Origin of the sequence: Dactylosporangium sp. NPDC049742, assembly GCF_040674675.1 — a bacterium.
GTDB classification, from domain to species: domain Bacteria; phylum Actinomycetota; class Actinomycetes; order Mycobacteriales; family Micromonosporaceae; genus Dactylosporangium; species Dactylosporangium maewongense.
In genome coordinates, this window is record NZ_JBFANF010000011.1 from 193,411 (window position 1) to 209,331 (window position 15,921).

Consider the following 15,921-nt stretch of genomic DNA (forward strand, 5'->3'; position numbering starts at 1 on the left):
ATCGTGTTCACCCCGCGGGAGTCGCCGCTGCGCGCCCTCGCCCGGCACGCCCAGGTCCGTCTCTTCACCGACCCGGACCCGGCCAACGACGCCGTGCAGGCGGCGCTCACCGACCTACGCGGTCCGGCGGTGATCCTGGTGGACGACGCCGACCTGCTCACCACCCCCGCCGCCGACAAGGTCCTCCGGGCCGTCGCCACCTCGGGCCGCGACCACGGCCAGTCCATCGTCTACGCCGGCGCCGCCGACGCCCTCTCGATCGGCCTGGGCGCCTGGCTCACCGCCGCCCGCCGCTCCCGCCGCGGCCTGCTCCTGTCCCCCAGGTCCATCACCGAGGGCGACGCCATCGGCGCCCGCCTGACCTCCAGTCAGGTCCGCGGCGCCGCCCCGGTCGGCCGCGCGTACACCTCCGGCCCCGCCGGCACGGCGATCGCCGTCCAGGTCCCCCTGACCGTCCTGCGTGACTGAGGGGGGTGTCTCCGTTGGTGATTGTAGTCGCTCAGGGATGGATGTTCCGTTGGGCCGTTCCGCGATCCGCGGACGGAACCGTGCCCCGTCCGCCGGGCCGCCGGCTCGACTCAGAAGCGGAACTGCGACACGAGCGTCGCCGGCCCGGGCCGCCTCGATGGTGGCGTTCAAGGCCAGCAGGTTGGTCTGCTCCGCGATCGAGGTGATCAGGTTCAGTCCGTTGCCGATCTCCGTCGAGGAGGAGCCCAGCTTTCCCACGGTCTCGTTGGCGTTGCGGGCGGCGCGTACGGCCTGCCCGGCGACCGCGGCGGCCTCGGCGGCGCTCTGCGCGATCTCCCTGATGGAGGCGGCCATCTGCTCGGCGCCGGTCACCACGCTCTGCACGTTGCCGGACACATGGGTCGCCGACGCGGCCACCACGTCCGCCTGGGCGCTGGTCTCCTCCGCGGTCGCGGCGATCTGGTCGCTGGTGACCGACAGCTCCTCCGACGACGCGGCGACGCTGCCCGCTGTCTCGGCGACCCCCGCGATCACCTGCCGGGTGCGGCCGGTCGCGGCGTCGAGGGCCTTCGCCATCTGGCCCACCTCGTCGCCCGAGTCCACCTCGGCCACGCGGGTCAGATCGCCCGCGGCCACCGCCGACAGCACCTCGCTCACCCGCCGCAGCGACCTGGTGATCATGCGGGTGACCCACCAGGCCAGCAGCGCCGCGAGCACGATGCCGGCGCCCAGCACGGCGTACAGGACCGTCCGGCCCTGCTGGTAGGTGGAGCGGGCGGCGGCGACGGTGCCCTCGGCCTGGCTCGCCTCCGCCTTGGTCGCGGTGTCCAGTTCGGTCATGGCCTGCGCGGAGAGCGGCGACGTCACCTGCGAGCTGACCTTGACGAAGGTGGCGAAGTCGTTCGCCCGGGCCGCCGGCAGCAGCTGGTTGTTCATGGCGTCGCGGTACTGTCGCCACAGGTCGATGAACCGCCGAACGGCCGCCGGGTCGGCCGCGTCCGGCAGGTACGCCTGGATGTTCGTGTCCACTGCGGCGTCGGCGGTGCGCCCCCGCCGGCCGGCGCCGGCGACTGACCGCAACATCGCAGAACCCCGCATCGACCGTTGCTGGGGGCACTGATCACGACGATACGACGGCGGGTGACCCGGCGGGGTCGATTCGCGCAAGGCCGATCCGCGGCTCGGGGCGTCACTGCACGTTCGATTCGGGCGGGCTACGAGGCGCCGGCAGCCTCGACGAACATCCATGCCGAGTCGGTGCCGCGCACCCAGACGCGGCCGTACGCGACGGCGATCGAGGCACCGAGCATCCGGCGGTCGCCGGGGTTCGGCCGGGGCGCCAGCGGGCTGTCCGGCAACGGGAGCCGCCACACGACCGTCTCCGGCGCGGGGGTGGACACGCAGACCAGCTCGGTCGAGCCCGCCAGCAGCAGATGGGTGGCGTCCACGTACGCGATCACCGGCGGGTCCCGGCGCGCGACGTCGCCGCCGCCACCGAGGTCGATGTCGACGGGTTCACTGCGGCGCGGCCGCGGCCCGTCCACGAGGATCCGCTCCAGCCGGTAGCGCCGCTCGCCGTCGACGACAACGGCACAGACCATCGCGGGGCCCTCGGCGATCGCGACGACCTCGCCGCCCAGCGGGTAGCGCCATCGCTCACGCCCGCCGACCAGGTCGTAGCCGATCAGCTCCTCCCCCGGCGCCGGATGCTGCCGTTCCCAGGCTCGAGCCAGGTCGTCGAGGTCGGACTCCACGTCGAACTCCGCCTCGCGCGCGACGATCGCCTCCTCGCGGGCCGCTTCCGCGGCGAGCCGGCGCCCGCGGTCCACCAGCACCGCCGTGTCGCCCACCACCACGCCGAACGAGCGGGCCCGCCGCGGGAAGATCTGGCACGGCGGCAGCCGCCACCGCTCGCGGCCGTCGGCGATCGCCCGGCCGACGATCTCACCCCCGTTGTCCTGACCCGGCGCGGTCTCGGTGACGGCGAGGTCCCCGGCCGCGGCGAGGGCCCGCTCCGCCGCCTCCCAGCGCAGTGCCCCGGTCGCCAGGTCCCGGCACTGCAGGTGCCAGGAGTAGGCGCGGTACACCCACGACGCGAGGTAGGCGCCGGTCCCCACGGCGAGCGGCTCCTGCCACAGCTTGACGCTCACATCGGCGCCGTACACGTCCAGGGCCGGCTCCCGGCCGTCGGCGAGATCGTCCGCGCGCAGGATCCGGCCGTCCGCATCGATCAGGTACACCGTGAACGACTCGTCCCACTGGTAGACCGGCAGCAGGATGCGGGCGTCCGGCAGCGGGCGCGGCACGCCCACCTGACACCCTTCCGCTCCCCGCCACCCGAGCGGCACCCGTACCCGGAACCGCTCCACCGCCGAGCGGGCGTCCAGCGCGATGAGCGCCGGCACGGTGCCGGCCACCGCGTCGCACGCGGCACCCGCGGCGGCGAGCAGCAGCCCGCCGCCGACCGCCGGCGGCAGGTACGACTCGTGCCAGGCATCCGGCACCGGCACCGTGGACACCAGCTCCGGGCGCCGGGCCGGACAGTGCCGCTCCCCGTCCGCTCCGCCGCCGCGAGTCCGCATCCCCGCACCGTAGCAATGGGTCACTACGGTCGATGACCGGTACTTCCTACGGAGAGGCGCGGACGCATGAGCGATGGGCATCGAGAGCTGGCCGAACAGCTGAGCCGGGCCGCGCAGACCCGGTCGGTGACGTTGCGCGACGTCGGGCTGGAGCCCGACTCGTACGGTCTGCTGCGTACCGACACCCGGTTCGCCGACGTGGAGCGGCTCGCGCTGCACCACAACCAGCTCGGCGACAGCGGGACCGCGGCATTGGCGGCCAACCCCGCATTGACCGCCGTGACGCACCTGGAGCTGGTCGGCAACGCGCTCGGCCACGACGGCATCCGCGCACTCACCAGCAGCCCGCTGCGCACCACCGTGACCCGGCTCGACCTCAGCGGCAACCCGGTGACGCCGGAAGGCTTCGATGCACTGGCTGAAGCGTCGATGCCCGCCCTGCGGGAACTGGTACTGCGCAACGTACGCTGCGGCGGGCTGGGCGCACTGTTGCGCGCGGCGGCCCTCGACAGGCTCACCCTGCTCGACCTGTCCGAGAACGACATCGCCGACCACGACCGGGAGTACGCCGACTGGGGCGGCCCGGCGGTCTACACGATCCCGGCCGACGAGGTGTGCGTGGAACTGCGCCTGCGGCTGGGGTACCGCCTGGATCTGTGACGCCGGCGCCTACTCGGCGCAACCGGACGCCTCGGCAAGAACACGCAGCGCGTTGCGGCGCCCCAGGTCGGTGGGTTCGGCGGCGGCCCGCTCCCGCAGGAGGTCCACTGTGGATGGATCGGCGGGCCACCGGCGGACCAGTGCCTCCCACACGCCGGTCCGCACGGAACAGTCCGGGTCGGCGACGGCCCGCTCGCGCAGCATCGAGCGCACTTGCGGGTCGGCCGTCCAACCGGCGGCGAGGGTCTCCAGGCACGCGCGGCGCACCAGCGGCGACGGATCGTCGAGCGCGCGCTCGCGAACCAGCGCCACCACGCCGGGGCGGTCACGCCACAGGCCGGGGCGGTACTCGTACGGCGGCGAATGCGAGGCCGACCCGGCAAGCACGTCGATCGCGCACCGGCGGACCTTATCGGCCGGGTCCGCGACGGCGCACCGGCGCAGCACCGCTTCGGTGCCGGGCGCGTCGGCCAGCCGTGGGCCAGCCAGTACGCCGCCTCGTGCCGCACCGCGCCGTGTCCGTCCTCGCGCACGCGCCCGCGCACGTGCGCGCCCGCCCGCGGATGGCCCGGCCACAGCCGGGCCAGCGAGTTGACCACCTGCCGGCGCACGTTGTGGTCGGGGTCGGCCACGCCGCGCTCCAGCAGCCAGGCAACGGTGCCCGGTTCGTCGCGCCAGCCGCTCGCGTACGCGGCGACGGCCTGGCGGCGAACGTAACCCTCCGGGTCGTCGACCGCCCGGACCCGCACCAGGGGCCGGACCCGGGGATCGGCGGGACGCAACTGCGCGAGCTGGACGAGCGCGGTACGCCGTAGCCGCCGCTCATCGGCACCGGTCGCCAGCGCGAACAGCCACTCGACCGTCTCCGGCTCCGCACGACCGCGGTGGGCGATGGTTTCGAGCATCGCGTCCCGGACGTCCCCGTCCGGATCGCCGAGGGCGCACTCGCGCAGCAACTCGCGGACGTCGGGGTCGGCGAGCCAGTCGCGAGCCAGGATGCTCAGCGCCCGACGGCGATCCCACGGCTCCTCGGCCAGGAACGCCTCTTCGAGCAGGGCATCCCGCCGCTCGTGCGCGGCCTCGTCCGCATCGCCCACGTACATGAGGGTACTGGCCGTGCCACAGCCGCGAACCGCGCCGACGGCTCGACGGTCAGCGCCAGAACCATTTCTGGTTGTCCTGGCCGTTGCACCAGTACAGCTTGACGGGGCTGCCGGTGGTGGTGCGGCGTTCGATGACGTCGGCGCACTTGTCGGCGTTGACGTTGACGAGGTCGTTGGAGGCGTTGAGGCGCCATTGCTGGGCGCGGTTGCCGCTGCAGTAGGCGACCTGGACGACGGTGTAGACGTCCGTGCCGGCCCAGGCGGCGTCCATGCAGAGGCTCACGGAGCGGATGGTGCCGTCGGGGAGGGTCTCCCAGTGCTGGGCGGCGGAGCCGTTGCAGGTGGCGATCACCAGGGCGGTGCCGTCCTTGCCCGCGGCGGCGCTGAGGCAGAGGCCGGACTGGACGCCGACGATCGCGCGACCGGGAATCGAGGGCGGCGGCGGGGCGGCGGCCTTGGCGGTGGTCTTCGCCGGGGCGGCGGCCGCGGTCGTGGTGACGCCCGCCGGGGCTCCGTTCGACGTGCCGCCGGAGCCGGACCCGCCCGCACCCGACCCGCCCGCACCCGCACCACCGGCGCCCGCGCCAGCACCCGCGCCGGAGCCCGACCCGCCTGAGCCGGGCCCCGGGCCGGCTGAGCCGTTGCCACCCGAGCCACCGGGGGGCGTGGGAGAGCTGGAGGCGGCGGGACCGGCCGTGGGAGCGGGCGGCGTCGCAGCGGTGGAGGTCGCCGCCGCGGGGCGGGGAACGAAGTCCGGGCCGGCGGTGCGGCCGGCGTCAGCCGCGGGACCCGAGGGCAGGATGAACGGCAGGGCCGCCACGGCGAGTACCACACCCGACACCACGAACACGCGGGGCGCCGGGATGAAGCCCCGGCGGGGCACGGTGGGGCGGCGGGTGAAGGCGTCGGCGAACGGGGACATGGCTGCTCCAGTCGGGGCTATCGGGTGGGCAGGTCTTCGGGGGCGAGCAGGACGAGGTCGTCGCCGGTGGCTTCGGGGAGCTCGGCGACGCGTTGGGCCTGGCGTTCGGTCATCTCCTGGAAGACCTGGCGGGCCAGGCGGCCGTTGCCGAAGCCTTCGCCGCGGGGCAGGGCGGTGAAGTAGTCGACGAGGCCGCCGCGGGCGGCGTCGGTGAGTTCGTACCGGTGTCCGGCGGCCTGGTGTTCGACGATGGCGACCAGCTCTGGGGTGTCGTAGTCGTCGAAGTGCAGGGTGCGGGTGAAGCGTGAGGCCAGGCCCGGGTTCGCGCCGATGAAGCGGTCCATCTCGCCCGGGTAGCCGGCGACGATGACGATGACGTCGTCGCGGTGGTCCTCCATCATCTTGACCAGGGTGGCGATGGCCTCCTGGCCGAAGTCGTTGCCGCCGTAGCGGGGCACGAGCGAGTAGGCCTCGTCGATGAACAGGACGCCGCCGAGGGCGCTGGTGACGGCGGCGGCGGTCTTCGGGCCGGTGTGGCCGACGTACTCGCCGACGAGGGCGCTGCGGTCGACCTCGACGAGGTGGCCGCGGCGCAGCAGGCCGAGGGCCTTGAGCAACCGGCCGTAGAGGCGGGCGACGGTCGTCTTGCCGGTGCCGGGGTTGCCGGCGAAGACCAGGTGCCGGCTCAGCGGCGGGGCGGGCAGGCCGGCCTCCTCGCGGCGGCGGACGGTCTGCATGAGCTTGACGAGCGTGCCGACGTCGCGTTTGACGCGGTCGAGGCCGACCAGCTCGGCCAGCTCGCCGAGCAGGTCGTCGAGCGAGAGCTCGTCGGGGGCGGGGACGGCGGTGACCTCCGGGGACGTGGCCGGCAGCGCGAGCCCGGTGGCGGCGTCGTGGATGCGGCAGTCATGGAACACCGGGTCGGCGGCGGTGTCGACGTGCAGGCCGGCGAAGCCGGTCGCGGTCACGTCGCACCGGGTGAACTGCCCGCCGGCGCCCTGGGCGACGTAGATGCCGTTCTTCGCGACGCCGTCGACGCGCAGCCCTTCCACCTGCGGGCGGGAGCCGGTCCACGCGACCAGTCCGGAGCCTCCTCCGCCGGTGACGTCGGCGGCGGTGATCCGTACCGTGGCGGCGGTGTCGATGACGATGCCCGCGGCACCCGCGTCGGTGACGCGACCGCCGGTCAGGGTGAGCGCGCCTCCGGCGACGACCTCGACGCCGACCTCCTTGGGCCGCAGGACGGCGCACTGGCGCAGGTCGGCGGGGGACGAGGAGGCGATCCGCACGCCGGTGGCGACGTCGGAGATCGTGCAGCCGGCCACGGTGAGGCAGGCGCGGTCGCCGGCGTGCAGGCCGGTCATGGTGAGGTCGCGCAGGTCGCAGTCGGTGAGCGTGACCCGGGACTGCTCCACGGCGTGGACGCCGTGCTCGGCGCCGTGCCGCACCCGGCACGCGGTCAGCTGCACGTCGGCGGTGCCGCCGGTGTGCACGGCGCTGAACCCGGCGCCGGTGAGGTGGCAGCCGTCGAGGACGGCGCGGGCGGCGCCGACGGCGAGGAGCGCGTTGGCGGAGGTGTCGCGGACGGTGCAGCCGGCCGCGGTGAGCTCGGCGTCGTCGGTGACGACGAGACCGCTGGCGCCCGCACCGGTGATGCGGCAGTCGGTGAGCCTGACCCGGGCGGCGCCGGACACCTGGACGGCGGCGGCGCCGGACAGGTCGATGCGGGACTCGTCGGCGACCACGGCCGCGGCGTCCTCGACGAGGAGCCCGTCGCGGCCGGCCCGGTCGATCCGGCAGTCGGTGAGACTGAGCCGGGCGGTGCCGCGCACGCGGATCCCGGACCCGTCGGTGGCGCGGACGAGGAGCCGGACCGCGGCGAGCTGGGCGGCGCCGGACAGCACGATCCCCACCCCGGCGACGGCCTCCAGGCGCACGTCGGACCCTTCGGCCTTGACGTCGCCGGCGAGGTGCAGCGCCGTGCCGGCGGCGCCGTGCACGGCGACGTCGCGCAGGACGACGGCAGCGACGGCGTCGACCGCGCGGGCCTCGATCCGGCCGCCGTGCACCTCGACGTGGTCCAGGATCGCGCCGGCGCCGTCCTGGACCGACACGGCGGGGCGGGACGGGTCGGTCCCGCGCACGACCAGTCCGGTGACGGTGGCGGCCGCGGCGGTGACGGTCAGGGCGCCGATCTCGACGCTGCCGGTGCCGTGCTCCGGGCGCAGGTGCACGTCACGGTCGAGCCGGACCGGCTCGGGGTAGCGGCCCGGCGCGACCACGATGGTGTCGCCGGGCGCGGCGGCGCGCACGGCCTCGGCGATCGTCCGGTGGGTGCCGCGGCCGCCACGGGCGCCGGAGACGGTCAGGACCCTGGTCATCTGGCGTAGTACCAGGGGTTGTCGTGCATGCGGAACTCCTTGAGGAGCTGCGACGTGACCGTCTTCTCGATGATCTTCCAGGGCAGCTGGAGCGCGAACTCGGCGACCCCTTGACGGTGGAACGCCCGGCCGCCGAGGCCGGAGTTGAAGAGCGTCTTGGCGATGCTGGTGGTGACGGCGCCGGTGACGCCGGCCGCGGCCGACAGCAGGCCGTCGTAGACGGCGGCGCCGCCGGTGAGGTAGACGGTGTTGCCGTTGGCGTCGGTGATGCCGAAGACGGCCGCGTTCATGCTGCCGTTGACGAAGCCGGTGAGCCCGGCGACGGGCACGTTGAACGCGAAGTCGTAGGTGCCGCCGCGCCAGCGGGTCGCGGTCTCGTTGCCGGCCCACTCGTTGGACCAGTGCTTGTCGTGGTTGAGCGGCTTGCGGTGCCAGCCCTTGCCGCCGTCGATGTTGGCGAGGCCGGCCTTCCAGTCGCCGGAGCGTTGCATGGCGCCGAACTTGTTGTCGTGCACGAGCGAGCCGACGGCCTGCTTCACGGCCGCGCCGACGGCGGCGTTGGCGAACGCCTTCAGCACGTCCTTGCCGTTGAACTGGGTTCCGGCGATCGCGTCGACGATGCCGTTCACGGCGAGGTTCGCGGCGAACTCGAGCAGGAACTCCTGGGTGAACTCCAGGGCCGCCTTCTGCAGGGCGAGCTTCCAGTACGGCTCGTACAGGGCCTCCGTGTGCGTGCCGAGCCGCAGCTCGCCGCCCCACTCCATGCGGTTGGCCTCGCGGATGCGCCGGTTCCAGCCGCGCACCTCGGTGACGCCGCCGCGGTAGTCGAGCTCGCGGCCGACGCGCTCCCAGGCCCCGCCGGCGCCGCGTTCGAGGACGTAGCCGTCGTCGGTGCGGCGGGCGATGGTGAGCCCGGTGTTGTCGTACTCGCGCCACTGCCCGCGCCAGGCGTCGCGCTCCAGGAACCCGGTGCCGAACTGCGAGCGGTCCCGGACGGTGGCGCCCATGTCGAACTCGCGCCACGCGCCGGGGGTGCCGAGGGTGTACTCGCGGATCCGGCCGATCTCGGCGCCGGCCGGGATCTCCCGGACCACGACCGCGGCGCCGGCGCCGTCGGTGACCTCGTCGCGGAAGCGGGTCGCGCCGCCGAACCAGTCGGCGACCCAGCCGCCGGCGCCGGTTCCCGCGTTGGTGTCCCACCAGCGGCGCAGCGGGTTGGCGCCCGGGGCCGCCGCGACGTTGCCGTACTTGTCGATCTTCCGCCACTGCCATTCGTGCCCGCCGCCGGGCAGGTCGACCCGCCACGAGTCGACGTAGCCGCCGCCGTCGAGCATCCGGCGCTCGCGGATGAGGACCTGATGGCCGTCGGCGCCGCGGACCGTGTCGCGGAAGGAGTCGTCGTAGGTCGTGTGCGGGCCGTTGAAGCCGCGCCCGTATTCGCGGGTGCCGGTCTGCCCGGCGCCGTCGCGCCACTGCCAGGTGCGGCTGTCGCTGCGCGCGTCGTAGCCGGACCAGCTCCACGCGCCGGCGCGCTCCGGGGCGTTGGCCTCGACCCGGTGGACGCCGCCGGCCGGGTCCGGCCAGTCGTCGGCGCGACCGATGACCACGCCGTGCGGGTCCTTGCGCACCCAGACGCCGGTGCCTTCGTGCGCGGCGCCGCGGCTGGCGAACCCGCCGTCGGCGGCACCGGCGGCGGGCGGCCGGTGGAACTCCTTGATCGAGCCGTCGGCGTACCCGGCGCGGGCGACGAAGTGCTGCTGGCCGCCGAACTCGTACCAGTTGCCCTGCTGCTGCCCCGGGACGAACCGGTCCTCCCAGATCCGGCCGTCGGGGTGCGGGCCGACGTTGACCCGGTGCCCCGACAGGTTGCCGTTGCCCTCGGTCCACGGGATGCGGTTGGCGTCGCGGACCGCGCCGCCCGGGAGCGCGACGGTGTCGTGGCCGACCTTCAGGGTGTTGCCGTGGTCGAGCTTGGCGCTGGAGCGCACGAACCGGCCGGCGTTGGTGAAGTCGTACGAGGCGTCGTTCATGCCGACGAACCGGAAGCCCTGCGCCCGCACGTTGCCGTGGGCGTCGAGGCGGCGCCACTCGTAGAGCTGGAAGCGGGTGTCGGTGCGCAGGTGCGGGTTGGCGCGGAACACGTCCTCGTCGACGCCGGCGAGGAACTTGCGGGCCCACTGCGGCGGCCGCTGCTCCGACCACCGGCGGGTCTCCAGGCGGTCGCCGCCCGGCAGCGCCTCGAGCTTCCCGGCGTCCTTGCCGTGCGGGGAGTGCGTCTGCCACGTGTCCCGGCGCACGCCGCCGGCGCCGAGGTCGAACTGCTGGTACACGCCGGCGTTCGCGGGGCCGTGCGCGGTGCCCCACTGGCGCTGCACGACCGGCCCGGGGTTGCCGCCGGCCGGGGGCAGCCGGTCGGTCCAGCCGCCGTCGCGGTCCAGGGTGCGGGGGCCGTGGCCGAGCCGGTTGCCGGCGTCGTCGAAGCGGTGCCAGGTCCAGTCGCCGAGGGCGCCGCGCAGCCCCACGACGTCGCCGCCGCCGAGGCCCTGCCGGAACTCGTGCACGAGCCGGCCGTGGTGGTCGACGTCCCGCCAGCCGACGGCGTTGGTGTCGAACCTGCGTACGCCGTGGTCGACGACCCGGCCGTCGGGGGTGAGCTCCACCCACTGCGGGCGCTGCGCGGTGCGGCCGAAGTCGCCGTCGATGCGGCGGAACACGTCGAGGCTGGTGCCGCCCGGGATCGGGCGCCGGTCGAACACCTCGACGCCGGACCGGTTGAGCAGCCGGACCCGCCCCGAGCCGGCGGCGGCCGCGTCGACGGTCCCGGCGTGGAACGCGCCGGCGGGCAGCTGGACGCCGTTGTCGGCGAGGTGCCAGGTCCGGCCGGTGGCGTTGACGACGAACTGCCGGGTGGTGGGTGCCGCGTCGCGCAGCACGTTGAAGGACTGCTCCAGGAGGTTGCCGGCGGCGCCGTACCGGCGGAACTCCCCGGCATGCAGGCCCAGCTGGTCGGTGACCCGGTAGCCGGCGCCGTCCGCGGCGACCTGGAGGCCCTGGAGCCGCACGCCGGCCAGATCCTCGACGTGCCCGGCACCGCCGGCGGCAGGGGTGACCACGACCCGGTCGGCCCGGCCGGCGAGGTCGTGCACCGGCGTGCCGGTCTCCAGATGGGTGCCGGCGCCGTCGAAGCGCTGGAACGCGTTGCCGCCGAGCGTGTCCGTGATCTGGGTCCCGCCGCCGTGCGCCGTGACCGTGAACCGGGGGTCGGTGACCTCGATGCGGGCGGCCGCGCCGCCGGTCGGCTGGACGTGGAACCGGTCGCCGAGCACGTTGCCGCCCACGTCCCGCAGCGGCCGGCCGGTCTCGGTCAGGGCGCCGGCGCCGTCGAAGCGCTGGAACCCGTGGTGTGCCGCGGTGTCGGTGACCTGGAACCCGCCGCCGTGCGCCGCGACCGTGTACCTGGGGTCGGTGACCTCGATCCGGCCGCCGGCGCCGTGCGCGTCCGTCACCCAGAACCGGTGGTCGAGGACCCCGCCGCCCGTGTCGGTGAGCGGGCGGCCCGTCGCGGTCAGGGTGCCGGCCTGGTCGAAGCGCTGGAACGCGTGGTGCGCCGCGGTGTCGGTGATCTGGAACCCCGGGCCGTGTGCCGAGACCGTGAATCTGGCGTCGGTGACCTCGATCCGGGCCGGCGCGCCGCCGGTCGGCTGGACGTGGAAGCGGTCGCCGAGCACGCCGCCGCCCGCGTCCCGCAGCGGCCGGCCGGTCTCGGTGAGCGCGCCGGTGTGGTCGAAACGCTGGAAGCCGTGGTGCGCGGCGGTGTCCGTCACCTGGAACCCGCCGCCGTGCACGGCCGTGGTGAACCTGGGGTCGGCGACCTCGACGGTGTGGCCGCCGGCGCCGTGGGTGACGACGAACTGGCCGCCGACGGGGGCGCCCGTCGCGTCCCGCAGCGGGCGGCCGGTGGCCGTCGCGGTGCCCGTGGCGTCGAAGCGGTGGAAGCCGGCGCCGTCGGCGACCTGGAAGCCGTCGCCGTGCCGCGTGATCGCGTGGCCGCCGGTGCTCTCGATCCGCACGCCGCCCATGGCGTACCCGCCGACCGGCTCCACCACGAACCTGCCCTGCAGGTCGTGCCCGTCGAGCCCGCGCAGGACCGTGCCGACCTCGGTGAGGTCGCCGTCGGCGTCGAAGCGGCGGAACCCGGTGCCGCCGCCGATCTGGTACCCGCCGTCGAACTCCGTCACGGTCGGGTGCGGCACCACGGCGCCGTCGTCGTCGATCAGCCGCAGCTGCACCGCGCCGGCGGCGTCGACGTGCTCGTCGATCCGCAGCCCGAGCCCGCCACCGTCGGCGCCGCGGAGCACGACGTGCCCGTCGATCGGCGCGCCGGCCCACAGGTCGTTGACGATCCGCGAGAGGTTGCCGCCGCCGCCGAGCAGCCGCGGCCGGTCCCGCAGCGAACTGGCGGTGAGCTCGGAGATCCGGGCGTCCATGGCGGCCGGGTTGACGCCGAGGCCGCGCAGCTCGGCCTCCAGGCGTTCGACGCGCATGAGGGCGGCCTGGTGGGCGTTGCCGGCGTGCACGTGGGCGACACCCGGGCCGCTGGACGACTGCCCGGGCCGGGCCTGGATGTCGTTCCAGAGTGCCTCGACGCGGCCGAGTTCGTTGCGGGCTCCCGTGTACTGGCCCCAGGTGTCCAGGCGTTGCCGGCGCAGCGGATCGTCCATGGCGCCGAACAGTCCGGCGATGCGGTTGCTGTCACGCTGCCAGGCGGCGTCCAGTTGTGCGCCGGTCGGTCGGGCGCTCGACGCCGGCGGGGGCGGGGCGATGCCGACGTCCCGGACCACGGCGCCGCCGGCGTGCGGCGCGCCCCGGCTGAGCTGGGTCTGCAGCAGGCCGAGCGCGAGGGTGACGGTGACCGGGTCGACGCCGGCGTCCGCCGCGCCGCCGCCGGGCGGGGTGGCCGGCCCGGGGTCGATGTCGCTGCCGGCCCGTCCGCCCGGACCCAGGTCGACGCCGGTGCCGGTCCGGACCGTGTTGTCTGCGCCGTTCAGGGCTCGGACGTCGACGGCGAGCTGGGCGACCGGGGGTGGGGGCTGCACACCGGCGAGGTGGGCGGGGCTGCCCGAGGCGCCGGTGGGCACGTGGACCGTGGGTGTGCCGGCATGGTGCGGGCCGTGGATCGCCGGGGCACCGGCGTCGCGCGCGGGCGGGGCGTGCAGGGCGGACGGATCCGCGCCGTGCGGCACCGGCGTGTGCGGGACGACCAGGTCACCGTTGTGCGGTGCCGCGTGCAGCGCACCGTTCACGTTCGGCGGGGAGCCGGCGACGTGGGCCGGGGTGGGGTGCAGGCCCGCGGCACCGTTCGAGCCGGGTGGGGAGCCGGCGAGGTGTGCCGGGGTGGGGTGCAGACCCGCGGCACCGTTCGAGCCGGGCGGGGAGCCGGCGAGGTGGGCCGGGGTCGTGGCCGGGGCGCCGGGGTGGGCGGAGACGCCGTCGAGGCGGGTGACGACGAGCTGGGACACCGGCGGGGTGTCGAGGCCCCGGCTCAGGGCGCCGAGGTCCTGCGACACGTGCTCGGCGCCGACCGCGAGGGCGGTGTGATCGCCGATGCGGGCGCCGGCGCCGTTGACCGCGCCGCCCGGGGTGCCGATCAGCGTGTGCGCGGTGGGCGCCGCACCCGGGTGCTGGGCGAGCAGGTCCATCGCCCCGGCGTGCGCCGAGGGTGGCGGGCCGAGGTGCAGGCCGTTGTGGACGGACGGGGCCGGGGTGGCGTGCGTGAGGGCGCCCGGTGTGATCGCGTCCCCGAGCGCGACCGGCGCGGGACCGGCGTGCGTGAGCGCGCCGGGCGCCGGCACGCCGTTCGCGATGACTGCCGGCGGGGGCGCGGCGTTCGCCAGTACCGGCGAAACACCGGCATGCGTGAGGCCCGCCGGTGGCGGCACGGCCGTCGCGAGGACCGGCGTGGCGCCCGCGTGGGTGAGACCTGCCGGCGGGGGGACGGCGTTGGCCAGAACGCTCGCCGGCGGGACGGCGTTGTGGGTGACGGCGCCCGGCGGGGTCAGGTGGACGGCGCCCGCCATGGAGCCGGTCTCACCGAGATGGACGCCGCCGAGCAGGGCGCTCGGCGGCGGGGCGGTGACCGCGGAGACGGCCGGCAGGTGCAGGTTGCCGCCGACGCCCGCGTGCTGTGCCGGCGACACCGGCTGCAGGTGTACGCCGGCGCTGACGCCCGTGCCGGGGTCGAAGGTGTGCAGGGTTGGCATGCCGATGCTCATGCCCTCCAGCCGCACCCGGGTCAGTGTGTCCATCGGCGACAGCATGATGGCGTCGATGCTGCGGACCGCGTCGCCGCTGAAGTGGAAGCCGTCGCCGATGGTGCTGTGCAGCTGCATCGCCGGCGGGGTCGGGGTGATCTTGCCGATGCCTTCGAACGATCCGACGTTGACGGTCTCGATCCGGGGCGGGACGGTGAGGTTGCCGGTGCGCACGTCGTTGAGGTCCAGGTGTACGCCGCCGCCCCCGCTCTCCGGGAGGAAGACGTGCGGGCGGGGCAGGCCGTACAGGTGATGGCCCAGGACACCGCGGTCGAAGACGGCGAGCTTCATCGCCTTCCACACGCCGAGGTGCAGCTCGTCGGCCTCGGCGGGCAGGAAGAGCCGCAGCCAGCGGTTGCCGCCGAACTCGGTCTTCAGGAACGTCCAGGTGCTGGCGCCGAACTTGGCGACCATCGAGGGCACGCTCGTGGCGAACGCCTGGATGCCGCGGACGCCGTTGACGACGAAGAGCCCCGCCTTCGACAGCGCGATGCCGGTGAGGGCGGGCAGGTCGGTGATGCCGGTCCGCAGCCACAGGACGCCGTTGCGGATCCAGGTGCCGGCGACGGTCGCGATGTCGTGCAGTCCGGGGAAGATCACGAACGGGTGGCTGATGATGCCGCGGAACGCGTTGCCGAAGAACTTGAACACCGCGAACGCGCCGGCCTTCAGCCCGTTCCAGGCGAACTTCGCGCCGGCGGCGATGATCTGGAAGATCGGCACGGCCCGGGTGGTCGGGGCGAGAATGCCCAGGGCGGAGAGGAAGAACTCCAGCGCGGTGGCGTTGCCGTGGGCGAAGTCGACCGCGGTCTTGATGAACAGGGCCAGGTTGACGCCGATGGCCACGAGCGCGATCGGGCCGCCGAAGACCAGCGCCGGCAGGATCAGGGCGATCGCGATCCACTTGAAGATCTCCCAGAACTCCTCGCAGCCGGACACGGGCTGCTTGATGTTCTGGTACGCCTCGACGATCCGGTTCGACGCGGTGTCGGCCGCGGCGCTCTGGTGCTCCCCCGCGGTGCGGGCGGTGTCGGTGAGCGCCGGCCGGCCGGGGTCGTCCTCGGCCATCCCGCGGGCCTGGGTGAGTGCCTGGTCGGCGCGCCACTGCTCGTCGCGCATCACCGCCACGTACGTGGTGAGCGCCGTCGCCGACCACTCGAACGCCTCGGCGAGGCTCTGCACGAAGCCGCGCAGCCGGCCACTGATCTTCTCCCGCAGCGCCTCGGCGGTCTTGCCGGCGAACGCCTCCGGGCCGGCGGTGTCCAGGACGGCGGCGAGCGCGGTGTCGACCTCGCGGGCGACGGTGCCGAGGCTGCGCAGCGAGGCGATGACCTCGTCGATCCGGGCGGGGTCGCCGGGGGTCGGGTCGCCGCCGAGGCCGACTTTGTCCCAGTCGGTCGGTCGTGGCACGCGGACACCCCCTCGCAGCGGATCTGCATGACCACGTGTGAACCCGCCGGACGGTTCACACGTGGTCGAGGCGGGACCACGAGA

7 protein-coding genes and 1 pseudogene are annotated in these 15,921 nt (G+C 74.9%); 1 reads left to right on the forward strand and 7 read right to left on the reverse strand.

Going from position 1 to position 15,921, the window contains the following annotated elements:
* Positions 1-114: 114 nt before the first annotated feature.
* Positions 115-1,551 (reverse strand): methyl-accepting chemotaxis protein, encoded by a 1,437-nt coding sequence (locus tag AB0J72_RS17070; protein ID WP_363399654.1) that lies wholly within the window; start codon positions 1,549-1,551, stop codon positions 115-117.
* A 131-nt stretch (positions 1,552-1,682) separates the two neighbouring features.
* Positions 1,683-3,050 carry a hypothetical protein gene (locus tag AB0J72_RS17075; protein ID WP_363399656.1) on the reverse strand — a complete coding sequence of 456 codons (1,368 nt, stop codon included), beginning with the start codon at positions 3,048-3,050 and terminating at the stop codon, positions 1,683-1,685.
* A gap of 66 nt (positions 3,051-3,116) precedes the next feature.
* Here AB0J72_RS17075 and AB0J72_RS17080 point away from each other — a divergent pair, with 66 nt between their 5' ends.
* Positions 3,117-3,710 carry a hypothetical protein gene (locus AB0J72_RS17080; RefSeq protein WP_363399658.1) on the forward strand — a complete coding sequence of 198 codons (594 nt, stop codon included), beginning with the start codon at positions 3,117-3,119 and terminating at the stop codon, positions 3,708-3,710.
* Between the two features lie 9 nt (positions 3,711-3,719).
* Here AB0J72_RS17080 and AB0J72_RS17085 read toward each other — a convergent pair whose 3' ends face one another.
* The 5 genes and pseudogenes from AB0J72_RS17085 to AB0J72_RS17105 all read right to left on the reverse strand — a co-directional run bounded on the left by AB0J72_RS17085 (position 3,720) and on the right by AB0J72_RS17105 (position 15,837).
* A complete protein-coding gene (locus tag AB0J72_RS17085; protein WP_363399660.1) occupies positions 3,720-4,157 on the reverse strand; it encodes a HEAT repeat domain-containing protein in 438 nt (145 codons plus the stop codon).
* A gap of 95 nt (positions 4,158-4,252) precedes the next feature.
* Positions 4,253-4,813: pseudogene (locus AB0J72_RS17090) on the reverse strand (HEAT repeat domain-containing protein); the annotation flags it as partial.
* Between the two features lie 49 nt (positions 4,814-4,862).
* The gene (locus tag AB0J72_RS17095; RefSeq protein ID WP_363399662.1) at positions 4,863-5,735 is read right to left on the reverse strand and encodes a ricin-type beta-trefoil lectin domain protein; all 873 of its coding nucleotides are present in this window, start codon (positions 5,733-5,735) and stop codon (positions 4,863-4,865) included.
* A 17-nt stretch (positions 5,736-5,752) separates the two neighbouring features.
* On the reverse strand, positions 5,753-8,116 hold the full coding sequence (locus AB0J72_RS17100) for a right-handed parallel beta-helix repeat-containing protein (protein WP_363399664.1): 2,364 nt from the start codon (positions 8,114-8,116) through the stop codon (positions 5,753-5,755).
* Entirely contained in the window at positions 8,113-15,837 is a 7,725-nt protein-coding gene (locus AB0J72_RS17105; protein ID WP_363399666.1) for a hypothetical protein, read from the reverse strand. The genes AB0J72_RS17100 and AB0J72_RS17105 overlap by 4 nt, the downstream gene beginning before the upstream one ends.
* Positions 15,838-15,921 lie beyond the last annotated feature (84 nt).